This is a genomic window from Geobacillus stearothermophilus ATCC 12980, from assembly GCF_030369615.1.
GTDB classification, from domain to species: domain Bacteria; phylum Bacillota; class Bacilli; order Bacillales; family Anoxybacillaceae; genus Geobacillus; species Geobacillus stearothermophilus.
The window spans coordinates 2,665,395-2,677,861 of the sequence record NZ_CP128494.1 but is presented as its reverse complement, the minus strand read 5'-3'; the positions used below and the strand labels follow the sequence as shown (position 1 = coordinate 2,677,861).

Genomic DNA, 12,467 nt, shown 5'->3' with positions numbered 1-12,467 from the left:
TTTCTCCTATTCTCCAAACTCTTTTTCCATTTTTTCCGCGATACGAATCGACTGGCTTTTCAGCTGTTCTCTCATTTGGAGAAATGAAGGCCAGTTTGGGTGGTGAAAAAACTGTGCGGCCGGGATGATCCATTTTCCACTGTCTCCAAGCCGTTGGTAAGCCTCGATTTTTCCTTCTGCGCAATAACGACGCACCATTTGCGGCGTGACATCAAGCAGAAGAGCCACATCGCGGACATGGAGATCATCTGGAATTGTTTGTTCCGCCATTTCGGTAAGAATATGCCGTACGCTCTGTTTTTCCTGGTCGCTTAGGTTGGAATAGATTTCTTTTTTTCGCTTCTCAAGTTCAAGCGACTGTTGGACCAATTCTACATAACGTCGAACGTTGTCGCTTAGTACAGTTTCGTGAAGAGGTGGGGGGGCTGTCTTTCGGGTTTCTGTTTTGCGGGACAAAGTACTCATTTTTCTTTCCCTCCTTGATGTTTATATCCATTATACTATTTTGGCTGGAGAAACAAAAGAAAAAAAGGAAACAAAAGAAATTGAGATCTTGCCAAGCAGCAAAGGGAAGATGAAAAGAGCCGCGCGGTTGCGGCTCTTTTGTGCTGCCTATTTGTCCATTTCCTTTGCAAGATCGGCGACTTCGGCGACGGTCAGGCCGGTCCGTTTGGCGATTTCGTGAATGGGGAGGACGTCAAGCAAATTTTTGGCGATTTCGATGGCCTTCCGTTTTTTCCGTTTGCTTGATCGCCTGCTCCTTTTCTTGCAGAGCTTGTTGCACAGCTCGTTCTTTTTCCTGCATCACTTTACTTCAACATTTCTTCTCTTTCTTGTTCAAGTTCTTCGACTAACAGGCGAAACACTTTGTTCATTTTGATCCACTCCTTTACTTTTTCGGCGTATGACCGGTCGATGAATTTGTCTGTGGCGGTCAGGACGCCGGCGATGATGTGCAGCTGTTTCGGTTCGTCGTCGATCGTTTTCGCCAGTTCGATCGTTTTTTCGATCATCGTTTGCCGGTCGAAGCGGGTGTGCATGAGCGGAACGAGGATGAGTTTCATCGTTTCTTCCGGAGTGGGCGGTTCGCCGTTGTGGACTTTTTCTTCAATGGCATGGAAAATGGCATCGCCGTTGAATTCGCCAAGCAGCACCGCTTTGGATGAAAGAAGCACGTCGCCGGCGTCAAGCTGTTCGCGGGCGCTCGTGACATCGCTTGTGTAGATCACAACGATGCGAATCGGGCGGATTCGTTTTTCCTGTTGATAGTATGTGTGGAGGAGCCGACAGGCATAATCGAGATACTTCAAATGGTTGTCGAGAAATCGTTCGTTGCTTTCGTATTCCAGAAGCAAAATGGAATCGTCTTCGAGAAGAAACACGGTGTCGGCGCGCCGTTCGTCCGCCCGAACAGACGGAAATTCGGTTGGCAGCAGTGCTTTGATCCGCGGGAGTCCGTGAAGTCCGTATACATCGAGGGCTTGGTTTTGGTACAATGCGCTGAGTGATTTGAACAAAATGTCTTTGGCGTGATGCGAGATCCCGCCCGGCATCGTCTCCACTCTATTCGCTTTTTATCTCAATTATACTACTTGCCCGACCGGTTGTCAGCTGCCATCGTGAGCGGAAACACGGTGTTCGTTCGATGGGAGTGAATGACATCTTCCTGAAAAATCAAACGGGTTGCGACCCGGAACAGATGGATGAATGGCGCTGTTTTGCCCTCACGGCCGGATGAACACCTCCGTTCCGTTCGGGACGATGGAGGCGAGCTCGAGCACGTCTTTGTTGTGCATGCGGATGCAGCCTTTGGATACGTATTTGCCGATCGAGGACGGGTCGTTCGTGCCGTGAATGCCATAATGGATTTTGGATAAGCTGAGCCACATGGCGCCGAACGGACCGCCCGGGTTCGGCTGGCGGTTGACGATGACAAAATCGCCGACAGGCGTGGCGGTGACCATTTTGCCGACGCCGACGGGGTAGGTGCGGATCGTTCGTCCCCGGTGTTTTAACGTCAGCTGGCGGCGGCTGATCGATACATGGATCGTATACGGAATCGAGCCTTTCGCCGGGAGGTGGGGGATGATGATCGCTTGCCCGGGAAAGATGACGGACGCGGCGGTCAAACCATTGGCGCGAAGGAGCGCCTCAACAGATGTGCGGTAGTCGCGGGCGATGGAGGCGATCGTTTCCCCGTGTTTGACGATATGTTTGTACATGGCATTTCGCTCCTTTTTTTCGCTGGATGGAGAAAATAGCTCCGATTGATGATACATTAGTGTATGAGAAGATTCGAATAAGGTTGCTCAAATGGGAAGAGAGTCTCATGCGCATGGCATGCGGCCGCCATGCCGTATGAACGCGCTGTGCGTTAGTCTATACTTGACAGGGAGCGTTGCCTAACGGGTGTTTCTTGTCAAAACGTGTAGGGGAAAAGGAGGATGGCGCGAATGAGAACGTTTGTCCTAAAACCGGAAGGACAGAAGGTTGATGATGAGCTGTATGCCGAGCTCTCCCCTGTCCCGCTTGAGATCATTGACGGCGATCTCTTTTTTACGAAAGAGGAGCGGGAAAACTTGCTTAAGCTGTTGATATACAATGTCGGCATGAATCGGACGCTTGAGATCACTGAGGAATGGAAGGAGCGGTGAAAGCGGCGCCCGGTCGATATCGGGGCCGCGTCGATGTTGGGGTTACGGGCGGTAAGGGAACAAAATGTTCTTTTCCCCTTTTTCTTTGGCGACGAAGACGTCTTGATGGATTTCGAACACGCCAAAAGCGCTATGGAACGTCTGAATGACGCGGACGCGATACACGTCGTGAAGCGGTTTGTTCTCATCAGACATCGACCATGACGACAGGTTTTCCACCTCATCGATGCGGTAGTCAAACGTCTCGACGCCGAAGTCTTGCATAAAGACGTGGGCACGGCGCTGGATGTAGACGTCTTTTGGGAATTTCTTTTTCATGAGCGGGTGAAACAGCCCCCAAGAGCTGCCAAAATCCCCTGCCTGTTCATAGCGGTAAAACTTGTCCACGATTTCCTTCGCCTCATTTTGTTCGTTCGAAAGAAACAGGGTCAAAATCGCCACCAACACGGCGGCGGCAGTGAGAACCGCCACCCCCGTCCTGGCTCGGATCGTTTTTTGACGGTAGCGTGGAAACATGGGGTCTTCTCTCCTCTCTGTTATACGATATGCACAATGGACGGCCGATATGGGCGGAGAAAGGAAGAACATGCTGCGGGCTTGAGATGACGGTGCTTTTGAGTCAAAAAATCCGCTGTGGTGTAGTAAAATAGAGGGTAGAAGCCATTGCAGCGGAATTGAATTCATTCGTTCTATGTGGAAACGGGTGGGAAAGCGGAGCGTCCATCGGCTCCGTTTTTCCTTTTCCATGTTGAGAAAAACCGAACGTGCAGGAGAGGGAGAGAGGGATGAAGAGATCATTCATTTATGTGTTGCTTGTCGGGATCATGGTTGCCTGGGGGCTGAATGTGACGGCGTTGAAAGTTTTGGTGGAGCATTTTTCACCCGTCGCGTTGACAGCGCTGCGCATTCTAACGGCCGGGTTGGTCGTGCTTTTGTTTTTATGGGGGTTCGGCAAGCTGGAACGAGTCAGTTGGAAGGAGGCGAAACAGATTGGCGTGGCCGCCTTGTTCAGCGTCGTGGCCCATCACTTCTTTTTAGCGTTAGGAATTGCGAGGACGACAGCGGTGAATGCGGGTCTTGTGTTAGGGCTTGTGCCGCTTGTGACGGCGCTGTTGGCGATCGTGTTTTTAGGCCAGCGGCCGACGTTGTTTCGGCTGCTTGGCATTGCGCTTGGGTTTTTTGGCGTCGTGTTTGTTGTGGCGAGCGGCGACGGGGGCCTTGGCCATTTGTCCATTGGGGATGTGTACGTCTTTTTGGCTGTTTTGGCGCAAGGGATCAGCTTTATTATGATCAAAAAAGCGACGGTCGAGGCGCGGTTGATGACTGGGTGGATGCTTGTCTTCGGGTCGCTTTGGCTGTTTGTCTTAAGCCTCGTGCTCGAGCCGAGCGGCCTATCGAGTTTGAAAGAAGGAACGCTTCCGCTTTGGATGATTTTCCTTGCTTCGGCGGTCGTCGCGACGGCGCTTGGCCATATGTTTTATAACCAGGCTGTTCAACATCTTGGTCCCGCTGAGTCGGCGGTGTTCATCAATCTCAATCCGTTTTTTTCACTTCTTGGGGCGCATTGGCTGCTGGGCGAGCCGATTTCGCCGATGCAGCTGGCTGGTTTTCTTTTCATCGTCGCGGGCGTGTTGTTCGGCAGCGGGGGGATGGATAACGTGATCGCCCGTTTCCGCCGGGCGAAAGTGGCGGCTGGGGGAAGGAAGGCGGGGATGTAGCCGCCTTGGAATCCCCCACTTCTAGGCCTTGCGTGCAAGTGGCGAAACATTCATATCCAGGAATGGAGGGGGCTTCACATTGCGGTCGGCGTCTTGGCTGTCTCTTCTTGAAAAGGGACAGCCATTTTTGTGCCATCGGCAGGATTTTGCTTGATGATGTCGAAAAAGAGAATACGAAACGTATTCGTGTGAGGTGAATGTATGGCGATCGATCACGACCGGTTGTTCAAGGAGTTGTTGCAGACGTTTTTTGAGGAATTTGTGCTTCTCTTCTTTCCGGATATGCACGAGCATATTGATTTCAACCATTTGTCGTTTTTGTCCGAAGAGCTGTTTACGGACGTAACGGCTGGGGAGAAGTACCGCGTTGACCTGCTCGTCGAGACGAAGTTCAAAGGAAAAGACGGATTGATCATTGTTCACGTAGAAAACCAAGCGTACGTTCAATCGTCATTTCCAGAAAGAATGTTTCTTTACTTCAGACGCTTGTTTGAAAAATACCGCACTCCGATCATTCCGATTGCCGTCTTCAGCTATGATGCCATCCGAGATGAACCCTCTTTGTTCACGCTCTCCTTTCCGTTTGGCGATGTGCTTGACTTTCGCTTTTTCCATGTGGAGTTGCGCAAGCAAAACTGGCGCCAATTCATCCGCACCGACAACCCGGTGGCGGCTGCGCTGCTTAGCAAAATGGGGTATACTGAAAGTGAACGAGTGGAACTGAAAAAGCAATTTTTGCGCATGTTGGTGCGTCTTGAGCTAGACGAGGCAAGACAGCGTTTGTTGATGGGCTTTTTTGAAACGTATGTGAAGCTGTCCGATGAAGAAGAACAACAGCTTCGAAGCGAGGTGGAACAAATGGAGACGAAAGAAAAAGAACGCGTGCTGGAATTGATCATTTCGTACGAGCAAAAGGGAAAAATTCAAGGCCGAAAGGAAGGACGGGAGGAAGGGCGCAAAGAGGGAGCGGAACAAGAAAAACGGCACATTGCGAAACGGATGTTGATGAAAGGGTTTGATGCGCAGACGATTCACGAACTGACCGGATTGCCTGTGACGGAGATTGAGGAAATGAAACAAAGCGGCTTCAAGTGAATGGAAATCAAACAGGTGGGGCAAAAGGCCAGCCCCGCCCTAGCGCGTTGGTTTTGCTGCTGTGGATTCCCGTTTGATCAGTTTCGTAGACAATAGCACTTCCTGAAAAGGTTCGTTCGGGTTGTCCCACCGCCATCGCAACAATTCCACCGCTCGTTTGCCGTAGCGCTTCAGGTCGATGTCGACGGTCGTGATTTTCGGCGTCGCGATTTGCGACAGCTGCCCGTTGTCAAAGCTGCACGAAAGAAGTGTATGAAGCGGCGGAAATGGACGGCGCGATTGGCTGGAAGCGGGTTTGGCACGTGACGATTCCGATGCTGTACCCTTTGTTTTATACCGTGACGATTTTGGCGGTCGGTTTGATGTTTGGCATTTTCACCGAGCGGATGTCGTGTTTAGCGGCAGACTGATTCGCAACGGGGACGGCACGGCCGATTTTTACGCTGGAACAAGTGACGCAGAAGCGCAAAAACTCACGATCGTGGATCCATTTACGAAATACGAAAGGCAGGGGTGACGATGCACCTTTACCGCTATGAAGAGAACCCGCTCATTACGCCGAACGATGTGCCGCCGCACCACGACGGGTTTGAAGTGATCGGGGCGTTTAACGCTGGGGTGGCGAAATTTCAAGGGGAAGTGTTGCTGCTTCTTCGGGTGGCGGAGCGTCCCGTGTCGGATGACCCGAACATCGTGAAAGCGCCGGTATGGAATCCAAAGACGGGGAAGGTCGAGGTTTACGAATTTCGCAAAGACGATCCGCGCTACGATTTTTCCGACCCGCGCGTTATTAAAGAGGCGGGGGCGGAGCGGTTCGTCTATTTGACGTCGCTTTCGTATTTGCGCCTCGCCCGCAGTCGGGACGGGCGGCGGTTTGTGATCGACGACCGCCCGTTCGTCTATCCATCGAATGAGCTCGAGACATTCGGTATTGAAGACCCGCGCATTACATGCATTGACGGCACGTATTACATTTATTTCAGCGCCGTGTCGCCAAAAGGAGTCGGCGAGGTGATGGTGTCGACAAAAGACTTTCAGACGGTGACGCACCACGGCATGATTTTCGCGCCGGAAAACAAAGATGTGCTCATTTTTCCGGAGAAGATCAACGGCAAGTATTACGCTCTTCATCGCCCGGTGCCGAGAAGCAACGGCCGCCCCGAGGTGTGGATCGCGGAGTCGGAGAATCTGCTTCATTGGGGGAATCATCGCTTTTTGTTCGGTCTGCGCGAAGGGAAGTGGGACAGCGCCCGCATCGGCGGCGGAGCGGTGCCGATCAAAACGGAGCGCGGCTGGCTTGAGTTGTACCACGGCGCGTCGGATGACCACCGCTATTGCATGGGGGCGGTGCTGCTCGATTTGAACGACCCATCCAAAGTTCTCGCCCGCTCGGAGCAGCCGCTTGTCGAGCCGGAAGCGGATTATGAGGTGAACGGCTTTTTCGGCCGCGTCGTGTTTTCATGCGGGGCGATTGTCGATGGCGATATCGTAAAAATGTATTATGGTGCCGCGGATACGTCGATGGCGTGCGTCGAGCTGAAGCTTAGCGAGATTTTGGATTCGCTTGTCAAGGAATGAACTTGTAAACGGGAAACGCCTGATGCGTCGGGCGTTTCTTTTTTTGGCTTGTGGCTCCCTAGGCGCTTTTCTGTCGAAAGTTCTTCCTTTTGTTTCTTTCTTGGCAAAGGGATTTGATATAATGGAAAAAACGTCGATTGATCGGGACAATCCATTACGATGTGAACTCGGCGTACGGAAGCTGCCCGCGCGCTGGTCGGGGCAATGGTGGTGACGGCATGACAATCAAACGTTCATTATGGTTGAAGTTGTCGACGATTCAGTTGATCATTCTGTTTTATTTGGCGGCCGTCGCGGTGTCGACGGTGCTGTTATGGCTGCCGATTGTGCATCAGCCGGGAGTGGAGCTTCACTGGATTGATGCGCTGTTTACGGCGGCGAGCGCCATTAGTGTGACCGGGTTGACGGTTGTGTCGATTCCGGAGACGTTTAATACGTTTGGGATTGTTTTGTTGATTGTGATGATGCAGGTGGGCGGCGTAGGGTTAATGATGCTTAGTACGTTCATTTGGCTGTTAGTTGGCAAAAAAATCGGGTTTCGTGAGCGGCAGCTGATCATGACCGATCAAAACCGTCTTGCGCTCTCAGGGCTCGTGAAGCTCACGCGGGACATCTTTTTCTTGATTTTGGCCATTGAAGCGGTCGGTGCGCTGATTTTGGGCGTGTATTTTTTGCGTTATTTTCCGACGTGGCCGGAGGCGCTTTTGCAGGCGGTGTTTGCGTCGGTCAGTGCCACGACGAACGCTGGATTTGATATTACCGGCCAGTCGCTGATTCCGTTCGCCGGTGATTATTTCGTGCAAGTCATCCATATCATTCTGATCATTCTAGGCGCGATTGGCTTTCCTGTGCTCATTGAGGTGAAGGAGTTTTTGTTTGCGCGCGACCGAGGGCGCTACCGGTTTTCGCTGTTTACGAAGTTGACGACGGTGACGTTTTTTGCCCTCGTCTTCTTTGGCACGGTGGCGATTTATGCGCTTGAATGGAGCCATTTTTTCGCTGGAAAGCCGTGGCACCGGTCGCTCTTTTACGCCTTGTTTCAGTCGGTGTCATCGCGCAGCGGCGGGCTGGCGACGATGGATATGAACGAGTTTTCCGACCCGACGTTATTGCTTTTGAGCGCGATGATGTTTATCGGTGCTTCCCCGAGCAGCGTTGGCGGGGGCATCCGGACGACGACGTTGGCGGTGATTTTGTTAACGGTTTGGCATTATGCGAAAGGGCGCTCAGCGGTCAAAGTGTTCGGGCGTGAAATTCATGAGGAAGATATTTTAAAATCGTTTGTTGTCTTTATCGGTGCGCTGTTCCTTTGTTTTGCGGCGGTTTTTGCGCTTTCCGTCTCGGAATCGTCGCTTCCTGTCGTTATGCTTTTGTTTGAAGTATGTTCAGCGTTTGGGACGACCGGGCTGTCGCTCGGCATTACCTCTGAGCTCAGCCCGTTTGGCAAGTTGGTGTTGGTGATCGTCATGTTCATCGGCCGGGTCGGCATCATTTCGTTTTTATGGCTTGTCCGCGGCCGAGCGGTGAAAGATAGCTACCATTACCCGAAAGAACGAGTCATTATCGGCTAGAAGAGGGGGACGGAATCATGAAAAAAGTGCGCAAAGCGATCATTCCGGCAGCGGGCCTTGGGACGCGGTTTTTGCCGGCGACAAAGGCCATGCCGAAGGAGATGCTTCCGATTGTCGATAAGCCGACGATTCAATATATTGTTGAAGAGGCGATGGCATCAGGCATTGAGGACATCATCATCGTCACCGGGAAAGGGAAGCGGGCGATTGAAGACCATTTTGACTATGCGTTTGAGCTCGAGCAGCTGCTGAAGCAAAAAGGAAAATTGGACTTGCTTGAGAAAGTAAAAGAGCCATCAAAAGTGGACATCCACTACATTCGCCAAAAAGAGCCAAAAGGGCTGGGGCATGCTGTTTGGTGCGCGCGCAATTTCATCGGAGACGAGCCGTTTGCGGTGTTGTTGGGCGATGATATCGTCCAAGCGGAAAAACCTTGTTTAAAACAGCTCATTGAGCAATACGAACAAACGTTCAGCTCGGTGATCGGCGTCAAGCGCGTGCCGGAGGAAGAGACGCACCGTTACGGGATCATCGACCCGCTCGAGCAGAAGGGACGGCGCTACCAAGTGCGCCGCTTTGTCGAAAAACCCGCTCCGGGCACAGCGCCGTCGAACCTCGCGATCGTCGGGCGGTACGTGTTGACGCCGGAAATTTTCTTGTTTTTGGAGAAGCAGGAAGTCGGCGCAGGCGGGGAGATTCAGCTCACCGATGCGATCGGGCGGCTGAATGAAATTCAGCGCGTCTTTGCCTACGAGTTTGAAGGAAAACGGTACGATGTCGGCGAGAAGCTCGGCTTTATCGAAACGACGATTGAATTTGCCTTGCAAAACGAGGAGCTGCGCGCCGATTTGCTTTCGTTTTTGGAGCGGGTGGTGGCCGAGGCGAAGGGATCGAAGAGCAGCTAATTCAACCATCAGTCGGTCGCATTTCATGTTTTGCATGACAGCTTGTCGTTTTTTAGGGATGAAGACAAAAAGGAGATTCTGCTATCGAAGCATTATCGATGATGAATTGCAGTTCATACAAGTGGAAGCCATCGATGAAGCATCGTCTGCCATCAACCGTGTTCTGGATGAGCTTATGGAGGCGGAGGAAGCGGGGGAATAAACATGGCTAAGGAGGGGTTCGGATGATTCGTGCCATGGTCGGCGATCTGACCAAAGTGGAAGGAGTCGAGTACATTTGCAATGCCGCCAACGGCATCGGGCCGATGGGCGGCGGCGTGGCGGCGGCGATCCGTCGGGCGGGGGGACGTGTGATCGAGGAGGAAGCGATCCGCGTCTGTCAAGCGCAAGACCCTAAGCCCGGCGATTTGTACGTGACAGGAGCAGGCTCGCTGCCGTTTCGCGGGGTCCTTCACTTAGTGACGATGAAGCAGCCTGCAGGGGCGACGTCGTATGACATCGTTCGGGCGTGTCTCGAGCGGCTTGTCGCGCACTGTCGGGAGAACGGAATCAAGAAGGTGGCGTTGCCGGCCTTGGGAACCGGAGTCGGCCGGCTTGACAAAGCGAGAGTGGCTAGGTTATTTCGCGAGGTGCTCGCGCCGGTTGAGGATGTGGAATTTGTGGTCGTTGATATCGACGAGTCATTTATCCAAATGGTTGATTCATATTAAATAAAAATAAGAAAAAAAGGGCCTTGACAGACGATTGGCCCTTCTTTTTTTGGCAAAGAATAACGTGTTTCACAATCCTTCATATCATATTATAATATAACACACAAACCAGTTTCATTGACTTCCTTGCCTAGCCTAGGAGGTGGCGCAGCCATCCATGTCCGATTGATTAGACTGGCATGAAAGGAAGTTGGAGAACGTTTCCTGTTCGAACCGCGATCAGGAAAAACAGCCAAAAATGCCAATGTGGGCGTTTTTGGCGCCATCCGGAGGGATGAATCATGTTATTCTCATTGCCAACATTAAAGACATGTCAAGTGTTAGTAGACGAATTTCGTTCGGCCCCGCAGCCGTTTGAGCCGGAAAAGCTTCGCTTTGCGGGTGTCGGGGACCGGGACGTTTACAATATTTCTGCACCGTTTGTGGATGAAGGAGAATGGGTGATCGCTGGGCGCGTCGAGGCGCGCGACAGCGAGCAATCGGAAGTGTACTTTTTCGTCGAGCGCGACGGCGTCTGGGTTCCTCGTGACGGGGCGCCGGTGTTCGCCTTGCAGGATCCGTTTGTGGCGCGCATTCACGGTCAGTTGGTGTTCGGCGGCGTGGAGACGTTTCCGCATCCGGTGTTTGACGGCGAGCTGAGCTGGCGGACGGTCTTTTACCGCGGCCGCAATATTCGCAGTTTGAAAAAGTTCGCCGAAGGGCCGGACGGAATGAAGGACATTCGCCTTGTCGAGCTGAAAGATGGCTCGATCGGCGTGTTCACCCGGCCGCAAGGGGAAAAAGGCGGACGCGGGAAAATCGGGTTCACCCGCATTTTCTCGCTCGATGAGTTGACGCCGGACGTGATTGAGGCCGCGCCGATTTTGGACGCCCAATTTATGGATGAAGAATGGGGCGGCGTGAATGAGGCGCATTTGCTGGCGAACGGGCTTGTGGGGGCGCTTGGCCATATCGCTTGCTTTGACGAGCACGGCAACCGCCATTACTACCCGATGGTGTTCGTGTTGAACCCGGAGACGATGGAGCGTTCAGAGCTGCAATTGCTTGCGCTTCGCTCCCACTTTTTGGATGGTCCGGCGAAACGGCCGGATTTGGCGAACGTTGTCTTTAGCGGCGGACTCATCCGCAAAGGCGACGGCACGGCTGAGCTGTACGCCGGCGTCGGCGACGCCGAGGCGCAAAAAATTTCGCTCATCGACCCGTTTGCGAAATACGAAGCGCAAGAGCTCGACCGAATGTACGCTTCCGTTTAGCGAAAGGATCGGCGCGATAGACCTTCTCTTGATGGTCTGTGTATTTTCCGGGGCTTGCAATCGACATGCCCGAATTGTTTCGTTGACAAGGCGCTGAGAGGATGGCTTGAAAGCGAACAGCGTGGGATCAATCCCGCGCTGTTTTCGTGAAAATGCAGGACTGGCGCGTGATTTTCATCCCCGGGTGGAGGACAAAGCGTGCTGCCCATGAACCTTTCCGTGAAAATGCGCGTGCCTTGATGATTCATGTTCATGCCCGGGTGAAGGGCAAAACGTTGCCCATGAGATGTTTCGATGAACACACGTGCGTCTGGACTGGCCCTTTTCATGGCTGGACCAAGAGCAATACGTGCTTATGGAGTTTTTTTGTGTCCAACAGGATGTTCATCGCCCGGGTGATGTCCCTTTACAGATTCGCGAACGAGAAAGCCCACGCTCTTTAGCTTTGCGGCGAAGGCTGGGCCAAGCCAAGAAGCTTCATATGATTCGCAAAATCGGCCGTAAAGAGTCCCGCTGGATGAAGGATCAAAATCACAAAATCAGCCGTCAAATCGTAAATTTTGCCCTCGCTAACGGTGTTGGCGTGATTCGGATGGAAGAGTTGACGGGGATTCGGAAACGGGCAAAATCGGCCAAAGAAGCGGGGCGAAGCCTTCATGCTTGGGCGTTCCATCAATTGCAAACGATGATCGCCTATAAAGCGGAAATGGCGGGCATTCGGGTGGAGTGGGTGAATCCAACCTACACGAGCCAAACGTGTAAATGTGGTCATCGAGAGAAAGCGAACCGAAACGGCATCCGCTTCCGATGCCAAAGGTGTGGATACACTCTCCACGCCGACTTGAATGGCGCCATCAACATCGCCAAAGCGATTTCGGGCTTTGCCGTCGAACCTAGCGCACTGGTCACAGGTGCGCCGCCCATCGGGGTACACTCTAACCCGATGGGACGGGGTGATGACACACCCCTGAATTTGGGCGTTG

The 12,467-nt window shown here is 52.7% G+C and carries 12 protein-coding genes and 4 pseudogenes; 11 read left to right on the top strand and 5 right to left on the bottom strand.

What is annotated here, in order from left to right; all coding sequences use genetic code 11:
• Positions 1-6 precede the first annotated feature (6 nt).
• From QSJ10_RS14515 to QSJ10_RS14505, 3 genes and pseudogenes are all read right to left on the bottom strand, one after another.
• The gene (locus QSJ10_RS14515) at positions 7-465 is read right to left on the bottom strand and encodes a MerR family transcriptional regulator (RefSeq protein WP_013524778.1); all 459 of its coding nucleotides are present in this window, start codon (positions 463-465) and stop codon (positions 7-9) included.
• 147 nt (positions 466-612) lie between these two features.
• A pseudogene (locus tag QSJ10_RS14510) lies at positions 613-1,553 on the bottom strand (RpnC/YadD family protein).
• A gap of 171 nt (positions 1,554-1,724) precedes the next feature.
• Entirely contained in the window at positions 1,725-2,222 is a 498-nt protein-coding gene (locus QSJ10_RS14505) for a L,D-transpeptidase family protein (RefSeq protein ID WP_033013712.1), read from the bottom strand.
• Between the two features lie 231 nt (positions 2,223-2,453).
• Between QSJ10_RS14505 and QSJ10_RS14500 the strand changes: the two genes are divergently transcribed.
• Positions 2,454-2,654, top strand: a complete 201-nt coding sequence (locus tag QSJ10_RS14500; protein ID WP_053532361.1) for a hypothetical protein — start codon at positions 2,454-2,456, stop codon at positions 2,652-2,654.
• A gap of 42 nt (positions 2,655-2,696) precedes the next feature.
• On the opposite strand, the gene QSJ10_RS14495 is transcribed toward QSJ10_RS14500, so the two are convergent.
• Positions 2,697-3,170, bottom strand: coding sequence for a hypothetical protein (locus QSJ10_RS14495; RefSeq protein ID WP_053532362.1), 474 nt, complete (start codon positions 3,168-3,170; stop codon positions 2,697-2,699).
• A gap of 269 nt (positions 3,171-3,439) precedes the next feature.
• On the opposite strand from QSJ10_RS14495, the gene QSJ10_RS14490 reads away from it, so the two are divergent.
• A complete protein-coding gene (locus QSJ10_RS14490) occupies positions 3,440-4,372 on the top strand; it encodes a DMT family transporter (protein WP_053532363.1) in 933 nt (310 codons plus the stop codon).
• Between the two features lie 201 nt (positions 4,373-4,573).
• Complete coding sequence (locus tag QSJ10_RS14485; RefSeq protein WP_053532364.1) at positions 4,574-5,467, top strand: Rpn family recombination-promoting nuclease/putative transposase; 894 nt, start codon at positions 4,574-4,576, stop codon at positions 5,465-5,467.
• Positions 5,468-5,506: 39 nt separating this feature from the next.
• Here QSJ10_RS14485 and QSJ10_RS14480 read toward each other — a convergent pair.
• Positions 5,507-5,707: pseudogene (locus QSJ10_RS14480) on the bottom strand (substrate-binding domain-containing protein); the annotation flags it as partial.
• Positions 5,708-5,733: 26 nt separating this feature from the next.
• Between QSJ10_RS14480 and QSJ10_RS14475 the strand changes: the two are divergent.
• The 8 genes and pseudogenes from QSJ10_RS14475 to QSJ10_RS14440 form a co-directional block, all read left to right on the top strand.
• Positions 5,734-5,877, top strand: coding sequence for a hypothetical protein (locus QSJ10_RS14475; protein ID WP_375153662.1), 144 nt, complete (start codon positions 5,734-5,736; stop codon positions 5,875-5,877).
• A pseudogene (locus tag QSJ10_RS14470) lies at positions 5,850-5,984 on the top strand (DUF1861 family protein); the annotation flags it as partial. The gene QSJ10_RS14475 and the pseudogene QSJ10_RS14470, both read left to right, overlap by 28 nt.
• A gap of 2 nt (positions 5,985-5,986) precedes the next feature.
• Complete coding sequence (locus QSJ10_RS14465) at positions 5,987-7,045, top strand: BtaManbiosPhlase (RefSeq protein ID WP_053532365.1); 1,059 nt, start codon at positions 5,987-5,989, stop codon at positions 7,043-7,045.
• 218 nt (positions 7,046-7,263) lie between these two features.
• Positions 7,264-8,616 (top strand): TrkH family potassium uptake protein, encoded by a 1,353-nt coding sequence (locus QSJ10_RS14460; protein ID WP_033013717.1) that lies wholly within the window; start codon positions 7,264-7,266, stop codon positions 8,614-8,616.
• 17 nt (positions 8,617-8,633) lie between these two features.
• A complete protein-coding gene (galU, locus tag QSJ10_RS14455; RefSeq protein WP_015375962.1) occupies positions 8,634-9,521 on the top strand; it encodes a UTP--glucose-1-phosphate uridylyltransferase GalU in 888 nt (295 codons plus the stop codon).
• Between the two features lie 224 nt (positions 9,522-9,745).
• Positions 9,746-10,231: a macro domain-containing protein gene (locus QSJ10_RS14450; RefSeq protein WP_033013718.1), complete on the top strand. Its 486-nt coding sequence runs from the start codon at positions 9,746-9,748 to the stop codon at positions 10,229-10,231.
• Positions 10,232-10,512: 281 nt separating this feature from the next.
• Positions 10,513-11,484 (top strand): MTP-1 family protein, encoded by a 972-nt coding sequence (locus QSJ10_RS14445; protein WP_053532366.1) that lies wholly within the window; start codon positions 10,513-10,515, stop codon positions 11,482-11,484.
• A gap of 433 nt (positions 11,485-11,917) precedes the next feature.
• Positions 11,918-12,370, top strand: a pseudogene (locus QSJ10_RS14440) (RNA-guided endonuclease TnpB family protein); the annotation flags it as partial.
• Between the last annotated feature and the right edge of the window lie 97 nt (positions 12,371-12,467).